Origin of the sequence: Mesorhizobium koreense (genome assembly GCF_031656215.1) — a bacterium.
Lineage (GTDB): Bacteria > Pseudomonadota > Alphaproteobacteria > Rhizobiales > Rhizobiaceae > Mesorhizobium_L > Mesorhizobium_L koreense.
In genome coordinates, this window is the sequence record NZ_CP134228.1 from 4438564 (window position 1) to 4456834 (window position 18271).

Genomic DNA, 18271 nt, shown 5'->3' on the forward strand with positions numbered 1-18271 from the left:
CGCTAGTGCCCTGAGCGAGCGACGCCTGGGTTGTTTCCCGAATAGAGGCAACGGGTTCGGGTGAATGGGGCGTTTTACTCCTTGTTAACCCAGGTTTAGGAACTGACAGGCACGCTGAACTGCCGACAGTGGCTCCAGAATTGATTTCTCTGCAGCACGTGAATTTAGTAGTCCTCCGTCGCGCGACAGAGGTGAAATCAATTCACGTCAATAGACCCGTGATGAACTCCTTTCCGGAGGAACATTCGCTGCATGCAATTTCTGGGCTCCGAGGTTGACCCCGCCACTCTCGAAATCTTTTTCGCTGCCTTAGGTGGGACTCATGTGGGCATCTGCCTGTGCGACGCCGACGACCAGGTGCAATTCGTCAATGACAAGTTCCGCTCGACGTTTTTTCCCAGCGCGCCGCCGATGCCGTTCGATTTTGTCGACGCCATTGCCGCAGATATCGCGTCGGGCAAGGGGATAAAACTGGAAAGCATGCCACTGGATGTGTTCGTGCCGCGCGTAAGGGCGCGCCGAAAGAATGGCGACGACCGATACAATTTCGCGTTGGACATGATGGACGGCAGCTGGTGGTGGGTGAACGACTACCGGATGCCGAACGGCTGGATTCTCGTTATTGCCAGCGACATATCGCAATCCAAGAACGAGGAGGTCAGGCTGCGGGCCGCCCATGACGCGGCGGTGAAGGAAACGCAGGTCGATGCTCTCACAGGCGTAGCCAGCCGTAAATATGGCCTGCAGCACGCACAGACGATTCTGACCGAACATGGGCTTGCGCACCTGCCGGTCTGTTTCGCCATCCTGGACATCGATCATTTCAAGCGGATCAACGACACGTATGGGCACTTGGTCGGAGACGAGGTGCTCGTCCATTTCTCACGGCATCTTTCCGACAAGCTCGGGGATGGCGATTTTGTGACCCGCCTCGGCGGAGAGGAATTCCTGGTCGTCCTGCCGAATGCAGCGGAAGAGCGCGCAGTGCTGCGTTTGCAACGAGCGCTGCTCACCCTCGAGCCGCTACCAAGCACCAAATCGCACGCACCTTTGACATTTACCTTTAGCGGAGGCGTCACGCTGGCCCTGCAGCAGGAAACTCTTCCCGAGATATTCCGTAGAGCCGATGATGCGTTGTACGTCGCCAAGCAGAATGGACGAGCGCGGATCGAAGTGGCGGACCGCAGCGCATTCAACGCGGCGTAGCGCTGCCGGTTCAGCAGCCGGTCTGACAGGATAGCCAGCCGATCTCTCGGACGGGCGCGCTGCAGGGCTTTTTTGTTCGCAGCCTTCGCTTCAGCAAATGAAGACTTTTTCGTTACTCCCAGCATGCAAATTTTCGAGCGCCTCTTAAGCGCGATTCAATCCGTTTATGCCATGATTTAAAAATCTAACGGGGAGAGCATAAATGAAAATTCCAGTGAACTGGTATGCACGACGAAATTTCTTAAGCAACATAAGTAAATTTCGGAGAGAAAAGGCCGGATCAGGCCTTTACAGCGCTACTCTGACCGCTTTCGTGGCGATTTTATTGGTATCCGGTTGCGAAATAGCGCCCGACAGGACGCTCGTGTCGTCGATATCGGGAGAGGTTCACCACTCGAACATATCCAACAAGAAGAGAGAGGTGTCGACGCCTGAAAAGGTGGCCGCAATGACGCCGCGCGTGCAAACGGTGAGCTACGGCTTCCTTGGCCAGGCACCTTACATCTGTACGCCGAGCGGCTTTGGCAGGACATCGAGCTGCTTCCGTAGAGGGTAGCTGCAGATACACGGCACAGGCAGGCGGCGGTGCCGGATTGTTCCTAGCTGTTCAACGAAACAGCTCCAGCGGCCACGGTTTGGTGCCGTGACCGCTGGAGCGCCCCGCCCAGGTACAAGGCTCAGCCGGCGGCAGACAGCTTCGCCTTGATCCGTTTCAGTTTGGAGCTGACATAGTCGCCCCGACGCAGCTTCCGGTACTCGTCGCCGGCTCTTGTCGGCCTGTTCCTGAACACATACCACTCGCCATTCGGCTCCCGCTTCTGGTAGATGACACCGTTCTTCTCGCGGTGGCTGAAACAGGTCAGGGCCGGCGCCGATCCGCTTTTCGCGTACCAGGTCGCCCGGAAGCAAAGCTTGCCCGGAGATGTCAGGAACCATATGCCGTCGCCGTAGGAGCTTTTCCTGCCCTGGCCGGTCGCGGCTATGAACCTGCGTTGTTTGGATGGAAAGTAGCCCGCCCCGTCTTTCCAGAGCCAGGACCGGTTGGCGTACAGGCGAAAGAGTTCATCTGTCGTAAGCGGCGTTGCCTTTTCCGCCGCGAGGCTGACCTTGCTTTTCGTCGCTGCCGCGGCATTGAGCGAGCCGAGGCCCGTGCAGCCAGCGATTGCGATAAGCGTCAGCAATATCTGTAATTTCCGCATCTTGGTTCTCCGAATAAGCGCCATGCGCTAGTTGGTTTTTTGGTCAGGAACGACCCGCCAGTTCGGGCGGCCATAGCCGCCCGGCCAGGGATAAACTTCGCGATCGTTGAAGTAGACGACGGCGGTCAGGAGCGGGAATTCCGGATGCTTCTGCGCGACGGTCTGCGCCCAGTTCGTCACGTAGGCCTGGTCGCCCTCGTAACCCAGTTCCGCCACCATGATCGGCTTGCCGAAGCTTTGCGCCAGTTGATAGCCGGGCTCCAGTGCCTCGGTGAACGTCCGATCTTTGCCGAACAGGTCGCGATCGTATTTCTGGTAACCGAACACGGAGAGGCCGACGATATCCACGTAGTCGTCTCCCGGGTAGAATTTGACCAGATCGGGATTCCCCTTCGGCGACCACATGTATCGCGCCGACTTCAGGTGTTCGCGGCAGACGGTCACCATGCGCTGATACGCGGCGATGTAACCTTCCGGTTTCCAATGCGCCCAGGTGAACTGGTTGTCGGTCTCATCCATCTCCTGGGCCCAGCGGATGATCACGGGGCTCTTCAGGCTTGCGGCAGCCGAGCAGACGGAGGCCATGTTGGCGTCGTATCGGCCCCCCAGAATTCCATTCAGAAGCTGTTCCGAAGTCACACGCCAGTCAACGGACCATGACCACGGTTCGACGGTGATCAGGAGCGTGCGCCCTCGCTGCATTGCATATTCGTCGGCGATGGAAAGCGTCGACAGGTCGACATCTTCCCAGGGAAGGAAGAGGTGTTCGATCTTGACGTTCTTGTCGTTGCTGAAATCGCCGTGCGGATCATAGGCGCCGAAGTCGACCGACTGGTCGGTGATGACGGGTCTCTTGTCGGTGAACTGCTCGCTGGCTTGCCTGTCCGCTGAAGGAATGCCGAGCGGCAAGATGGCGGCCACTGCGGCTCCCGACAGCGAAATCGTAACGAGCGAAGCCGCGAACACGCTCGCAAAGTTCGTCTTGACCGGGTTCATAGCTTTGTCCTCGCAACAGGATTGGTTCTTGGAGCGGAGTGAAGGCTTGACCTGATCTGCTCCATGTCCTGGGAGACCAGGTCCTGGTCGACGAGTTTGTCTAACTCGTCGCCTTCGGCTGGCGCGGCGTGCTTGAAGACATACCAGTCTCCCGACGGCTCTCTTTTCTGGTAGATGACCTCGCCGAGCTTCCGGTGGCTGAAGCAAGTAGCGTTCGGGACTACGCCGGAGGCCATGTGCCATTGCGCCTTGAGGCACAGGCGACCGCGATCATCGACGGTCCATCGCCCTTCCGCCCAGATCGCCTTGTCTCCGGAACCAGTCCAGGCGGTAAAACGTCGTCCGTCGGCCTGCAGCCGCCCGGCCCCTGCCGGCCACTTCCAGGACTTGTCGCGGTAGAGCGTGTAAAGCTCGAAGCTCGTCATGGGACGGGCATCATGAGGGGGCGTGGGGCCCTTGCCAGCGGCTTCGACCGGATTTCCGAATGCGAAGATCGACAAGAGACACGATGCTGCCAGAAGACAGCCTCGGACCATTTTGAGAGCCGGCGCTTTCCGGCTGCTATGACGTGACTTTTCCATTGTTCGTTTCCTGGTTTTCTGCGTTCTGTGCCGCGCCGATATCAACTCGACCTGCGCAGCCATCTCGGGTTGAACGTTGTTTTGCTGACCCCCGCGCCTCCGGCGCCGGCGACCGAATACTTGATCTCATAGAAGCTGAGCCTACCGGTGCTCCACGCCAGCGATTCAAGGCCATCCTTGCCGCGCTCGGCCGTCGCAATGCCGGGCAGCAGAACAAGCAGAAGCAGGCCGCTCGCCATGGCCGGGCGGTAGACGCCTCTGGGGCGCCTGACCCGGTTCTCGCGATCATGCTGGACGACGATCACCAGAAGCAGCAGCGCGTAGAGCGCCGAGTTGACGATCGCGAAGATATAAAAGCCGCGTGTATCCCCAGCGTTGCCAATGAGCAGCACGGGGAGCACCGAGGCGAGCGACAGCAATCCGTACGGGGCGAGGACGCGTAGCGGCAGAGGGTCGACTTCGGACGTCCCTTTCGGGGTGATGCGGAAGTCCACGAAAGAGCCGGTAGCCCAATCACGGAGCGCAGCGATCGTCCCCGCCAATGCCCACGGCCATCGCGCGAAGAGAAACAACATCATTTCCCAGCTCAGGATCTTCGCATCGAACGGCCTGAAGGTTCCCGTTGCGCGCCAGCGGAAAGCGAGAGCGGTCAGGATCACCGAAAGCGGCACGAAATGAGCGAGGAAGCCGGGATAGGTCACCGCAACAAAATTCTCGCCGCGCAGCAGCGCGATGATCGGCAGCGCGAACATCGCCGCCATGAACAGCGCAAAAAGCGGGTACCAGAGCTGCGAGAACAGGAACTGGAACTTCAGCCTGGTCGGCAGGCGGGGCACATAGATCGGCGAATACTGGAGAAGCAGCGTCATCAGGCTGCGCGACCACTGGAATTCCTGGGTGACCAGGTCGGCGAAGGTGCGCGGGCCGTCGCCATGCGCGATCGCGTCCAGCGCATGCACACCGCGCCAGCCATGCGCGTTCATCATCAGCGTCGTGGAATGATCCTCGGCGAGTTCCGGGCCAAGCCCGCCGACCTGCCTGAGCGCCGTACAGCGGACCGCATAGTGGGATCCTATGCAGAGCGGAGCGAGGCCGCCATTGTAGCCGGCCTGAAGCGAACCGTGCATGCTGGCTTCGGCATAAAGCCGTCCACGCGCGGACCAGCTCTCCGCCGCATTGCTGTCGCAGATCGAGGGCGCGGATACGTAGCCGACCGCCGGATCGGCGAACGGCCGCAGCATCTCGCGCAGATAACCGGGCTCCGGCACATGGTCGGCATCGAGCTGCGCGACAAAATCGTAGCGGTCGTAGCCATAGTGATCGTAGAAGAAGGCAAGGTTTCCTTCCTTGCAGCGCGTGCGGCGCGGCCATGTGGCCCTGTGATAGTCGCTCCTGCCCTTGCGCGTGGAAACGAGAACGCCATGCCGTTCGCACCAGCCGAGCGTTTCCGGGGAAGGATCCTCGTCGGCAAGCCATGTGTCGTGCGGTACGTCCTGGGCGAGCATCGCCTCCAACGTCTTCGCCACCACCGGGAACGGCTCGGAAGGAGCCTTTGTCACCACCATGGCGACGCGGCTTCCTGCAGGCAGCCGCAACGCCCCGGCCGGCCTGCGGCTGCGATAGAAGACAAACATGAAATAGGCGGGCAGCAGGGTGACCCAGGCCAGGACGACGGTGATGGTCGCAAAGCCGAACAGGCCGATATAGTGCGCCGGATCGAACCACCAGTTCCCGAACCAGACCAGAGCCGCAAGCCACAGGAAAGCGCCGAGGAGAAATTCGACGCGACGGTACCCGGTCAGGACCGGGACCGTAAGCGCCTCGGGTCGTTCGGCCGCGCGCTTCGTCAGCTCGGCGGGGTGGCCGGCGCCATCCGTCATGAGAACGTTCCGCGCGTACATCAGGCCGTCTCCGCAAGCTCTTGCGACCGCCCCAGGAGGCCGTCGAAGTAGACGATGGTCCGTTTGAGCCCTTCGGACAGCGGGACCCGTGGCCGCCAATCGAGTTCGCGGGCCGCGAGCGATATGTCGGGGCGGCGCTGGCGGGGATCGTCGACAGGCAACGGACGATGAACGATCCTGGAGCGCGAGCCGGTGAGATCGATCACCTGCTCGGCCAATTCCCGAACGGAGAATTCGCCGGGGTTGCCGAGGTTGACCGGGCCGGTGAAGGAAGGCGGCGAAGCCATCAGCCTCAAGAAACCGTCGATCAGGTCGTCGACAAAGCAGAAGGAACGGGTCTGCGAACCGTCTCCGTAGATCGTTATGTCATCGCCACGGAGAGCCTGGACGATGAAGTTCGAGACAACCCGGCCATCGTCGGGCCGCATGCGAGGGCCGTAGGTGTTGAAGATGCGCGCGACCTTGATCTCGATGCCGTGCCGGTCGTGGAAATCATGGAACATCGTTTCCGCGCACCGCTTGCCTTCGTCGTAGCAGGAGCGCGGGCCGAATGGATTGACGTTGCCCCAATAGGATTCGGGCTGGGGATGAATCTGGGGATCGCCGTAGATCTCGGAAGTCGAGGCCTGAAAGATCTTTATGCCGCGTGCCTTGGCCAGTTCCAGAAGATTGAGCGCACCGAGCACGCTGGTCTTCATGGTCTGGATCGGGTCAGCCTGGTAGTGCGGCGGCGAGGCGGGACAGGCGAGATTGTATATCTCGTCGACCTCCACATCGAGTGGCACCGAGACGTCATGTCGAATGATGCTGAAGCGGGGGTTGCCTCTCAACCCTTCCAAATTGCTGTGCCGCCCGGTTGTAAAGCTATCGGCACAGAGCACCTCGTGACCGAGATCGAGCAGCTTTTCACAGAGATGCGACCCAAGAAAGCCGGCGCCGCCGGTCACGAGAATTCGCCGTGGCGTTCTGTCCCGGAGCAGTAGGAGCACGCCATTCAAGTCGGCTTCGACATGGCCCCGATAGTTTTCCCGAAATTTTGTCATAGCCCGCTCTGCGAACATTGCTTCGTCTATTTTCCGGTAGATACCTACGCACAGAGCACCCACAGAACGCTTATTGTAGCGTTTTGCGACAATGACCTGTTCGATAAAGTATCTACTTTTGGTGGTGAGATCGTTTCCGAGGACTAACTGTCCCAAAGCTCCCGCCGATGCGTACTATTTAGTTTTTGTCCCGCGAAATGTCGTTAGCGCCGCATCCAGAAACTTATCGCGCAATACATTTCTTGAGGTGTTTCGTGTGACGGGGCTCACGTCAACGCGAGGTTGCTATTGCACGGGGCAGATTCCATAATTCGAGTCGGTGGGGCCCTGTCGGAATGAAGAACGACGCGGCAGCAGATGGAACCGCCGAAGGATCAAAACGGCACGTCGGGAGACGGGAGGACGCCTGAGCGCGAGCGGCGACGCTGGCCGCGCCAGCTCATGTCCGACGAAGGAAACCCCGGCGCCCGAATACTGCCGGCGCTCGCTCCGTTAACCTTCTCCACCCGCAAATTTGAGACCAGGGATCAGTTCGGCGCCTGGCGGACGCTGGTGGCGCCGCTTGTCGATGTCGCTCTGCCTGAGGGCGTGGCTCCGGATAATGGATTTCAGGCCGAGCACACGGCTTGGAACCTGGGCAGCATGCTGGTCGTGCAGCAGAAGGTGCCGGCCCACAGCTATACCCGTTCAGACGCAAGGCTTCGGTCCAGCTCGATCGACCACTGGTATATTCTTTTGCCGCGGAGCGGCCAGACGTGGACGGAGGTCAACGGGCGCGTTGTCGCGAACCAGCCGGGAAGGATGGAATTCAGGTCGCTTGGCCACGCCTTTCGCGGGAGGATGACTGAAACCAGCAGTCTCCTGCTTTACCTCCCCCGCGAGCTTTTCGATCAGGCATCCGCTGCCATGGACGCGAAGAACAACTCGATCTTGTCGGGCAACATGGCCGCTCTTCTCATCGAATACATAAACGGTATGGAAGCGAGACTGGATACTTTTACCGAAACGGATCTTCCCCGTATCGTCCAGGCGACGCGCGATATGATCGTGGCGTGCCTTTTGCCCGCAAAAGACCAGAACGCCGTAGCCGAACAACTGGCAGGTGTAGCGCTGATGGAGAGAGCGCGTCGGTATGTTCAGCGCAATCTGAAATCCGCCGAACTTACGTCGGACAGCATGAGCCGGGCACTCGGAATTTCGCGCACGCGACTATACCAGTTGTTCGAGCCTAGTGGCGGCGTCAATCGCTACATTCAGAGGCGCCGGCTCCTTGCGGCCCACGCTGCCTTGAGCGATCCCGATAAGACTCGCCGGATCATCGATATCGCGGAAAGCGTCGGGTTCAGTTCGGCGGCAAATTTCAGCCGCGCTTTTACGAATGAATTCGGCTACAGCCCGCGTGAAGCCCGCAATATATCCCAGTTCCCCCATTCGATCGCGGCTGCTGAACAGGACGGTGCTTCTTCGTTTGAGGATTGGCTGAAAATGCTCGGACATTGACCATGTCCGCATGGCACCAAGGCTGTGCCTGTACACGCTTAAAAGCCGACCCGCTTTCGGCACCATGCTGGTCGAAGAGGTCGGCTTTGCCGCTCCTGAATAACGACATCGCTAATGTCGATGCTCAGGCGAAGTCGGGCCAGTACGTTGCCGCTGTCCTCAGAGATCGCTTTCGTGGCAGGCACCGATTCTTATCAAACCCTTAATTCCTCCGTCCTACGAACTGGTGTAGATCACGGACCGATAGGGCCGCTTCGACATGACGTCAGTCATCAGCATGATCCAAAGCGCGGCCGTCGTCGTCTTGGCGGTTCTGTTTCTCGCATTTGTGGGAGATCGACTAGAGCGCCGGGTCTGGCTTCGAAGCATCCTCTTCGGCATCGTCTTCGGCGTCACTGGCTTGATCAGCATGGCCGCCCCGGTCGAAGTATCGCCCGGCTTGCTGGTCGATGGGCGCAACGTCGTTATGGCGTTCTCCGGCGCCATAGGCGGACCGCTAAGTGCCGCGATAACGGCTGCAATCCTGGCTGCCATGCGTGTTTTGACGGGAGGAGCCGGTACGACTGCAGGCGTTGCCGGCATCGTCGTTGTCGGTATGGCGTCATCCTGTCTGTGGATTTGGCTGCGGGCAAAATCAGCGAACCGCTTCACGCCCATGGATGTGACTATCCTGGCCGTCATGGCAGCGATCCTGCCTCCGTTGGCCCTGTACCTGATCTCACCGCCGCCCTGGCCGATTTTCCTGGATGCAATGGTGCTCGTAGTGCCGACAAACTTCGTCGGTGTGTTGTTGCTTGGATTCCTGATCATCGCCGACCGGGAACGCCGCTGGGCCCTGACCGCATATTCGGAGAGCCAGGCGCGGCTGCAAGCGATCACCAATAACGCCCCGGCCGTCCTGTTCCAGCTCTGTCTCTCGCCCGAAGGACGGGGTGCGTTCCGCTATGTCTCGGGCGGTTCCGAGCGGATCCTCGGAACGCCTGCGGATGTGCTGGTAAGAAGCCCCGAAGCGATCGTGCGCATGATGTCTCGTGAGGCGCTGAGTGAAGTGGAGACACTGCTGGCCCGCTCGGCGGCCGACGGTAAAGCCTGGGATCTCGAGACGGAGTTCACCCGGCCCAACGGCAGCACGCTTTGGATGCGCGCGGCCGCCGAACCGCGGGTCGATCTAAATGGTGAACTGGTCTGGGACGGCTCGCTTTTCGACATCACCGAGCAGAAGCGCAGCGAGCAAATGAAGAACGACTTCGTCTCGACGGTGAGCCACGAGCTACGCACGCCGCTGACATCGATCCGTGGATCGCTCGGGCTGGTGGCAGCGGGTGTGGCAGGGCCCTTGCCCGAGAAAGCCGCAGGCCTGATCAATATCGCCCACAGCAACAGCGAACGACTGGTGCGCCTGATTAACGACATACTGGATATCGAGAAGATCGAGTCGGGCCGCATGCCGTTCGATGTCCGGCCCATGGCACTGGCGCCGCTCGTCCAGCAGTCGATGGAAGCCAGCAACGGCTACCTCGCCGAACATGAGGTCAAGCTGGCGCTGGTCGACGACGCACCGGAAGCGATAGCAATCGTCGATCCGGACCGGCTTCACCAGGTGATGCTGAATCTGCTTTCCAACGCCATCAAGTACTCGCCGGCACAAGGCAGCATCGAAATCCACCTGCGGCGGATGGAAGGCACCGTGCGTATTTCCGTCACCGATCACGGTCCCGGAATACCGGAGGAGTTTCGCTCCCGGATCTTTGGCAAGTTCGAACAGGCCGACTCGTCGGATACGAGAGAAAGAGGCGGGACGGGGCTAGGGCTGAGCATCGTCAAGGCGATCACCGAGCGGCTGAACGGCGCCGTTTCCTTCGAGACCACACTCGGCGCTGGAACGACCTTTCATGTCGATCTGCCGGAAGTCGTGCAGGAGCCGCCAGCCGCGCAAGACACTGTGATGGCGCAAAAGCCGGATGGCTCGCAGCCGCGTGTCCTGATTTGCGAAGATGACCACGAAACCGCACAAGTCATCGCGGCGGCGCTCAACCAGAAGGGAATGGTCAGCGATGTTGCGCCTGATATGGATACGGCGCGGTCCTTGCTTGCCGGCAATATCTACATGGCAATGACGCTGGACCTTGGCCTCACCGGGGAGTCCGGCATTATCCTCTATCGGGAATTGCGCTCGATGCAGGCTAGTGCCGATCTGCCGGTCATCGTCATATCTGCTGTCGCCGACGAGGCGCGCAAGACCTTGAACGGAGCTGCCGTCGGTATCATCGACTGGCTGGAAAAGCCGATCGACATGCCACGCCTCTACGCGGCCATCGCAAAGATCGGGCATCAGATGGCGGAGCGAAAGCCGGCGATCCTTCATGTGGAGGATGACGAGGATGTCTTGAAGGTCATCTCGGCGAGCCTTGGAGACGACGTCGCTGTCACCCCGGCAAGGAGTGCTGCCGAAGCGCGGCGGATGCTGCGCGAGGAACGGTTCGATCTCGTCATCCTCGATCTCGGTCTCCCGGATGGCTCGGGTGCCGATCTGATAAGCGTAATACCCCTTGGAACGGCAGTGGTTATCTTTTCCGCTTTGGAGGTGGATGAAGCCCTGGCGGCCAGAGTCACGACGGCGTTGACCAAGACGAAGACATCCGAGATCGCCATCGCCGACCTCGTCAAGTCTCTGATCGTCGCCGCGCCGCTCCCAGGTGGAACGTCAGCCGAAAACGCGAGTGGAAGATGAACAAGCTCCGGATCCTCTACGTCGACGATGAAGCCGATATTCGCGAGATCGCATCGATGTCGCTCTCACTCGACGGCGATATCGAAGTGCGGGCCTGTGCGTCCGGCAGCGAAGCGCTGCAGGTGGCGCCGACTTGGCAGCCTAGCCTCATCCTCCTGGATGTGATGATGCCGGGAATGGACGGACCGGAAACGCTGGCGAGCCTGAAAGCCGATCCGCGGACAGCCGCCATTCCGGCCGTTTTCATTACCGCACGGACGCAATCTTATGAGATCGAACGATTTCTCTCGCTGGGTGCGGTCGGCGTGATCGCGAAACCGTTCGACCCGATGACGCTCGCCGGGCAGGCGCGGCAATATCTGAGAGGTTCTTGAACCGGCGGCCGGTCAACGAACGGGGAGAAATGAAGATCGGATGGGCCGTTTTGCCATCAATCTTGCCTTGCTGCTCGCTGCCTGTCTGTCGAGCGGACGAGCGCAAGCCGGAGGAGACGAGGTGAGCGGTACGCGATCCATGACTGAGCCAACATGGAGCCGAGCCGTGAAAGCGCCTGCGTCGCCGCCTCCCAGCGTTGTCATTGATGGGCCTTTAACCCCTAACGGCTTCCAGCCGAATGTCGTCAGGTTTCCCGAAGCCGGTCACACCGAGCCTGCCTCGACCGCCCTGACGCCTGTCCGCGATATCCTGCCATTGCTCGACGTTCGCGCATTCGGCATGGAGGAGCGAGTCGAGTTTCATTCGTCCGCCCAGGGGTTGACGGCACGCTGCGAGGCCGGCCGGCAACCAGCCGGCTTGGCGCTTGGCAGCAGCTCGTTCCATTTTCCTCGGGGAGTCTCTTCGGAACTGGTCCTTCATGCCAGGGCGCGCGGCGATATCGGCATTTCTATCGTCAGGGAGAGGGAAGATGCACTGGCTAAACCCGTGGCGACGCTGCGGTCGGGGCAAACGATCGTGCCCATACCAGCCAGCGAATGGTCCGAACACCCGCAATTGCGCGACATCGTCCTGACCTGCCCAGCAGGCGTAGCCGAGGCAGTCATAAGCTCGATCGTGATTGCTCCGAAACTGCCTCCGAAGCTGCAAAACGGCGCAGGGACATGGATTTGGCAGCCGGAGATGTGGATCGACGAGCCGCAGGTCGTGACAAAGCTGGCATCGGACGCCGATCTCAATCGCATTTACCTGCAGTTGCGCATCGAGGGCGCGATGGTGGCAAAGCCCCAGGCACTCGCGACGCTCATCGAGCAACTCGGCAGACATGGCGTGGAGGTTTATGCCGTCGAAGGCGATCCGGCGATGGCCGCTGTCGAAGGGCGGGAAAACGCAATCGCGCGAGCAACGGCCATCGCGCGCTATCAAAAGGACGCGCGGCCCGAAGCACGCCTTTCGGGCATTCAGTTCGACGTGGAGCCTTACTTGCTCGACGCTTATTCCCGCGATGCTGCCCATGCCTGGCGAGGATGGGCGGAAAGCATCGTTTCCCTCTCGAAAACATGGGGCGGCGCGGTTTCCGTTGTCGTCCCCTTCTGGATGCTCGGCGAAGCATCCGGGCTGGCGGCGCTCGCGACGGCTCGCGATGCGATCTCGCAGGTGGTCGTCATGGCGTACCGCACGGCTCCGGACGAGATTTTCGCGTTGAGCGAGCCGTGGCTTGCCTGGGGCGCCACGCACGGCGTTCGGGTCGGCATCGCGCTCGAAAACGGCGCGTTGCCGATCGAAATTCATCAGACCTATACACGCGCCGAAACCGGAAGGCTGGCCTTCTCCTACAGGGATGGCGAGGGGCGGGTGACGTTGCATTCCGGTAACATCCGCGCATCGGATGACGGTCTGGTCTATGCCCTCGGCCATGAAACAAGGACAGACCCGTCGCGAATCAGCTTTATGGGAGATCATCGGCAATTGTGGGATGTACGCTCGCAACTGCTGCACCTGTTTGGCGCATGGCCATCCTTCGACGGGCTCATGCTGCATGGATTACGGTGATCCGTATGGGAGGTCGGTAAGCCGGTCGATCGCATCGGAGGACAGAACAGATGAACAAGCACACGATCCTTGTCTGCGACGACGACCCGCTTCTCGTCGAGTTGATGGAATTCCGCCTCAAAGCGAAGGGTTACGACGTTGTCACCGCCGCGGACGGGGAGGAAGCGCTGAAGAAGATGGTGAGCGCAAAGCCGTCGCTTGTGGTGCTCGACGCCATGATGCCGCGGCTCGACGGTTTCGAAGTGCTCGGACGTATCAAGGACGACGCGGAACTGGCGGACACGCCGGTTATCATGCTGACCGCGCGTAAGGGCGAAAAGGACATTGTCTCCGCCCTGGAACGCGGCGCCGAAGACTATCTCGTCAAGCCTTTCATTCCCGACGAATTGCTGACGCGGCTCTCGAAACTCCTCGCTCGAAGGCAGTGACAAGCGCAATGAGGCATATGCGGCTTGCCGGCTTCTGTTTGATCGCGTGTCTCGTGTCGGCCGTTCCGGCAGCCGCACAGACCGCGGCCGAGCTTTACGGCCAAGGGATGACAGCGCGCAAGGAGCAGCGGTTCAAGGACGCCGTTGCGGTGCTCGAACGGGCGGCAGCGCTCGAGCCGGACAATGCCGACATGCAGGTCCAGCTAGGCTTCTCGCGGTCGGCCCTGGGCGACAACGCTGGGGCCCGCGCTGCCTTTACCCGGGCGCTGGAGATTGCGCCTGGCTATCAGGACGCGCGCTTCGGTCTGGCGCAGATAGATTTCCGCAACGGCGATCTGCAACAAGCGCGTGAGCGGGTCGACATCGTCCTGAAAGCGCAACCCGGTAACGCCGAGGCCATGGCGCTCCTCGCATCGATCAAACGGGCGGAAGAGGCGACTGCACGCGCCGCAGCGCGCGTGTCCGGGAAAATAGGCCGGCCCACACTGGCCTCGCCCAAAGCATCCAAACAAGGAAAACAGCTTGAAGCACTTCTATCCAGGGCGCGCGAGCAACGCATAGACGGCCATTTCAAGGAAGCCGAGGCGCTCTACCGCAAGGCTTTGGCCCTCTCGCCCGGCAATGCGGAGATCCTGGTAGCGCTCGGCCTGGTTGCAGGCTTCCAGCAGGATTTCACGGCTGCGGAATCTTATTTCCTGGAGACTCTGCGCCGGCGCCCCGGCGATCTCGATGCTCGGCTCGGCATGGTACGGCTGGCGATCTGGCGAGGCGAGACGGCAAGAGCCCGCAAGCTGATCGATCCGATCCTTGCTGAATATCCCGACAATGGTGAAGTGCTGGCATTGTCCGCCCGCATCGCGCTTGCCGCGGGCGACAACCGGCAGGCCGAGGCGCAATTCCAGACAATAGTCGCGCACGATCGGAGCAATACGGAGGCATTGGTGGGTCTCGGCGACGCGAGACGGGCCGGCGGCAACGAATCCGGCGCGCGGGAAGCCTATCGTCAGGCATTGCTGCTGCAGCCGAACTCCGCCGATGTCCGGCAGCGGCTCGCGGCAACGACGCCAAGGAAGTGGCGGCTCGATGTCGGAAGCGAAGTCAGCGACCTGAGCGGCGGCCGCACATCCTGGACCGACAACGCGGTTTCGTTGTCCTACCGTCTCTCACCCCAGACGACCGTCGCCGGGCGATTACGCCTTGCGACCCGGTGGGGTCGAACGGATACCCAGTTCGAAGCGCGTCTCGACCAGGCTCTCACGCCGGATCTGTCCGTCTACGGCCTGCTGGCCGCGACCCCGGATGCTGACTTTCTTGCCGAATTCTCCGTCGGCGGCGGCGCTTCCTGGCGGGCGATCGGACGTCGCAACGATTGGGGGCCGCTATTCCTCAACGTCGACGTCCGGTACGATCTTTATCCAGAGAGCAAGGTCACCACTGTCTCACCCGGGCTTCAATACTTTCTTCTGGGCGAGCGGCTTGGCATCAGCGCGCGTTGGGTACACTCACAGGACGATGCGGGCGTCTCCGTCGATGGCTATGTGCTGCGCGGCGACATTGTAGCGACCGACCGGCTGCGTTTCTTCGCCGGCTATGGCAACGCGCCGGAGATTTCTGAAGGGGCGCCGGTGGAAGCGCGCACGATCTTCACCGGACTGTCCCTGGACCTCAAGGAAGATGTCACGCTGAACGCCAGCTATGCGCATGAGGAGCGGGCCGCGTTCGACAGGGACACGTTCGGCTTAGGCCTGTCGCTCCGGTTCTGATCATGCTGCGGTTCATCTGGATCACGTCAATCGTCCTCGGTCTTGCCGCTATTCTCATCATGGCCGCCCTGGTGGTGTTGCGCGTGGTGAACGAACGCCGGGCGGACCGCGCAAAGGCCGAGCGCCGCCACGTGCTTTCGGCTCTGATCCGGTTTTCCGAGGACGGCAACCGATCCGCCGTGGAAGCCGTGCTTGGATCGATACCGGCTGCAATCGTCGCCGATGCGGGTTTCGAGTTCCTGGAGCTTCTGCGCGGCGAGGAGCGGGAGGCGATCGAGGCGGCGTTCTCCGAGGTCGGCCTGCCGGATTTCATTCGCGGGCGCCTGCGCCGCGGCAACGAGGCCGATCGCATTCACGCCACCGAGATGCTTGTGGCTTTCCCGGGTCCGGAGACTGTCCGCAGCCTCGAGATCGCGCTCGAGAAAGATCATGCGCGTGAAGTACGGATTTCCGCCGCGATCGCTCTTTCGAAATTGGGCAGCCTGCCGCCGCTGGAACGTGTCCTGTCCAGAATAGGGCCGCGCGGACAGCGGTCGCGCCGGCTGGTCGAGTTGTTTCAGAACCTTCCGACCGAACATATCGAGCAACTGGCGGTCTATGCGACACAGGAGGACTGTCCGGCCTTCGTCCGTGCCGCCGCGATGGACGCGCTGTCGATGTCGGGCGACTACCGCTTCATGCCGGTCTACGAGCGGCTCGCCGGCAACAAGGCTCCGGAGGTCGCGGCAGCCGCGATCCGCGCGCTCGGCCGCATCGGCCATCCGGGCGCATCGGCCACGCTGTTTGCCGCCATGGAGAGTCCCGACTGGCAGATCCGAGCCGAAGCGGCGGCCGCGGCCGGGCGCATCGGCCTCGATAACGGCGTGGAACGCTTGAGCGGGCTTCTCGCCGACAGCGAATGGACCGTGCGCTATGCAGCGGGCAAGGCAATGAAGGCTTTGGGAGCGCCCGGCATCGAGGCCTTGCGCAAGATTGCGGAAGACGAGGGTTCGCGTAGCCAGCGCACCGCCTCCATGGTGCTTGCGGAGGGGCAGGCGCAATGAGCTTCGACTGGCACCAGATCCTGCTGTCGGCGGCCGGCGTCATCGCCTGGATCGTGATCGTCTCCGGTCTCGCGCAGACAGTGGTCTACATCCTGCAACTCGTCCTTGCCACCTATGCCCTGTCGCAGCGGCCGCCGGTAGCGCGCTCGTCGCTTCTGTGGCACCGCTATGGCGAGGTCGCGCCCCCGATCGCGCTCATCATCCCCGCCTATAACGAGCAAATGAACATCGTCGAGACGGTGCATTCCATGCTCTCGCTCGAATATCCGAACTATGAGGTGATCGTTGTCAATGACGGCTCCAGGGACCTGACCCTGAAGCGTCTCATCGACGGCTTCAGGCTCGTCCCGTTCCAGCGGCCGCATGAAGAATCGCTCACCCACGAGCCGATCCGCGGCATCTATGGTTCAAGAACGACGGACCGGCTGACCGTAGTCGACAAGGTCAATGGCGGAAAGGCCGATGCGCAGAACGCCGGTATCAATGTCTGCCGGGCGCCGATCTTCTGCGTCATCGACGGCGACTCCATCCTCGAGCCGGACGCGCTGATGCGGGCTATCCAGCCTTTCATCGATGATCCCGAGCGCACGGTCGCGGTTGGCGGCACGATCCGTATCGCCAACAACTCGATCGTGGAAAGCGGGCGGATCAAGGCGATCCGGCTTCCCACGAAGATGCTGCCACTTTTCCAGGTGATGGAATATCTGCGCGCCTTCCTCATGGCCCGGCTCGCCTGGAGCAGCATCAACACGCTGATGTTGGTGTCGGGTGCCTTTGGCGTCTTCCGCCGCCGGGAAGTGGTCGCGGTGGGTGGCTTCACCAAAGGCTCGATGGGTGAGGATCTGGACCTGATCATCAAGCTGCACAGGCACATGATCGACCAGAAGAAGGCCTACCGCATCGAGTTCATTCCCGAGCCAGTATGCTGGACGGAAGCGCCCGAGACCTTAGGCGTGCTCGCCAGGCAGCGCTCGCGATGGCAGCGCGGCGCGCTTGAGGCCTTCTTCCGCTACCGCCACATGCTGTTCAATCCACGTTACGGCCGCGTCGGCTTTCTCGGCTTCGGCCATATCTTCGTCGTCGATGTCGTCGGTCCGGTGACCGAGGTGATCGGCTACATCCTGATGCCGCTCTTCTGGCTGCTCGGCGTCCTGTCGGTCGAATATCTGCTTGCCTACACCGCTCTCGTCTTCCTCTATGGCGTGTTCATCAGCGTCTCGTCGCTGATCCTGGAAGAAGCCGAATTGAAGCGTTTTCCGCGGGCGCGCGACCTCATCGTCCTCACCGCAGTGGCCGTACTGGAGAATTTTGGCTACCGCCAGATCAACAATTTCTGGCGTGTGAAGGGTTATTGGCAATTCCTCAAGCAGGACAACTCGTGGGGCGAGATGATCCGTACCGGCTTCTCATCGAAAGCGGGCTAAGTCAGGCGATGGTGTTGTCAGAGTGAGGCCCCGCATCGATTAGGCGCTCCAGCGAGCCAATCAAGGCATCGAGAGCGCGACGCCGATCCGCTTCCGTGCCACCGGTGTCGATGAGGAGGGTCTCCAGATCACCGGCCTGTCGGCTGATCTCTGGAAATCCCAGCGTGCCGCCCGTACCGGCAAGCCCATGCGCTAACCTTAACAACGTGTCGTCCACAGTCCCGCCGGCCAGATCGGCCGATCTGCGGCGGAACTCGCTGAGCCTCTCAACATCGCCGCGGCACCGTTCAATGAACCGCACACGAATGGCATCGAACATGTCAGGCTTCATCCACAGTCTCCCGACGCGACGTTATGTTCCTGGAGTACGGTGTCGTTCTCGCCCTCGGCCGTCAATACCAGCGGAGTGTCGATTGTTGCTCAACGTCGAGACGGGGCTACCGGCATGGGGTCGGTTGGCGCCATGGTTC

General features: G+C 61.1%; 15 protein-coding genes. 9 read left to right on the forward strand and 6 right to left on the reverse strand.

From position 1 onward, the window contains the following. The first annotated feature begins 252 nt into the window (after positions 1–252). Positions 253–1206, forward strand: coding sequence for a GGDEF domain-containing protein (locus RBH77_RS21225; protein ID WP_311029548.1), 954 nt, complete (start codon positions 253–255; stop codon positions 1204–1206). A gap of 677 nt (positions 1207–1883) precedes the next feature. Here RBH77_RS21225 and RBH77_RS21230 read toward each other — a convergent pair. The 5 genes from RBH77_RS21230 to RBH77_RS21250 form a co-directional block, all read right to left on the reverse strand. Further along, on the reverse strand, positions 1884–2405 hold the full coding sequence (locus tag RBH77_RS21230; protein WP_311029549.1) for a DUF995 domain-containing protein: 522 nt from the start codon (positions 2403–2405) through the stop codon (positions 1884–1886). A 27-nt stretch (positions 2406–2432) separates the two neighbouring features. Next, a complete protein-coding gene (locus RBH77_RS21235; RefSeq protein WP_311029550.1) occupies positions 2433–3401 on the reverse strand; it encodes a glycoside hydrolase family 26 protein in 969 nt (322 codons plus the stop codon). Beyond that, positions 3398–3826, reverse strand: a complete 429-nt coding sequence (locus RBH77_RS21240) for a DUF995 domain-containing protein (protein WP_311029551.1) — start codon at positions 3824–3826, stop codon at positions 3398–3400. The genes RBH77_RS21235 and RBH77_RS21240 overlap by 4 nt, the downstream gene beginning before the upstream one ends. 197 nt (positions 3827–4023) lie before the next feature. Next, entirely contained in the window at positions 4024–5862 is a 1839-nt protein-coding gene (locus RBH77_RS21245) for a glycosyltransferase family 2 protein (protein ID WP_311032638.1), read from the reverse strand. A gap of 20 nt (positions 5863–5882) precedes the next feature. Continuing rightward, positions 5883–6926 carry a UDP-glucuronic acid decarboxylase family protein gene (locus RBH77_RS21250; protein WP_311029552.1) on the reverse strand — a complete coding sequence of 348 codons (1044 nt, stop codon included), beginning with the start codon at positions 6924–6926 and terminating at the stop codon, positions 5883–5885. Between the two features lie 357 nt (positions 6927–7283). Between RBH77_RS21250 and RBH77_RS21255 the strand changes: the two genes are divergently transcribed. From RBH77_RS21255 to RBH77_RS21290, 8 genes are all read left to right on the forward strand, one after another. Next, positions 7284–8426, forward strand: coding sequence for a helix-turn-helix domain-containing protein (locus tag RBH77_RS21255; protein WP_311029553.1), 1143 nt, complete (start codon positions 7284–7286; stop codon positions 8424–8426). Positions 8427–8685: 259 nt separating this feature from the next. Next, entirely contained in the window at positions 8686–11157 is a 2472-nt protein-coding gene (locus RBH77_RS21260; protein WP_311029554.1) for an ATP-binding protein, read from the forward strand. After that, positions 11154–11531, forward strand: coding sequence for a response regulator (locus RBH77_RS21265; protein WP_311029555.1), 378 nt, complete (start codon positions 11154–11156; stop codon positions 11529–11531). Before RBH77_RS21260 ends, RBH77_RS21265 begins: the two co-directional genes overlap by 4 nt. A 166-nt stretch (positions 11532–11697) precedes the next feature. Further along, positions 11698–13143 (forward strand): hypothetical protein, encoded by a 1446-nt coding sequence (locus RBH77_RS21270; RefSeq protein WP_311029556.1) that lies wholly within the window; start codon positions 11698–11700, stop codon positions 13141–13143. Between the two features lie 50 nt (positions 13144–13193). After that, a complete protein-coding gene (locus tag RBH77_RS21275) occupies positions 13194–13571 on the forward strand; it encodes a response regulator transcription factor (RefSeq protein ID WP_311029557.1) in 378 nt (125 codons plus the stop codon). 107 nt (positions 13572–13678) lie between these two features. After that, positions 13679–15334, forward strand: coding sequence for a tetratricopeptide repeat protein (locus tag RBH77_RS21280; protein ID WP_311029558.1), 1656 nt, complete (start codon positions 13679–13681; stop codon positions 15332–15334). Positions 15335–15336: 2 nt separating this feature from the next. Further along, the gene (locus RBH77_RS21285; RefSeq protein WP_311029560.1) at positions 15337–16377 is read left to right on the forward strand and encodes a HEAT repeat domain-containing protein; all 1041 of its coding nucleotides are present in this window, start codon (positions 15337–15339) and stop codon (positions 16375–16377) included. After that, positions 16374–17801, forward strand: a complete 1428-nt coding sequence (locus RBH77_RS21290; RefSeq protein ID WP_311029561.1) for a glycosyltransferase family 2 protein — start codon at positions 16374–16376, stop codon at positions 17799–17801. The genes RBH77_RS21285 and RBH77_RS21290 overlap by 4 nt, the downstream gene beginning before the upstream one ends. A 1-nt stretch (position 17802) precedes the next feature. Here the strand turns inward: RBH77_RS21290 and RBH77_RS21295 are convergent, their stop codons facing one another. Then, complete coding sequence (locus RBH77_RS21295; RefSeq protein WP_311029562.1) at positions 17803–18132, reverse strand: Hpt domain-containing protein; 330 nt, start codon at positions 18130–18132, stop codon at positions 17803–17805. Positions 18133–18271: the final 139 nt, after the last annotated feature.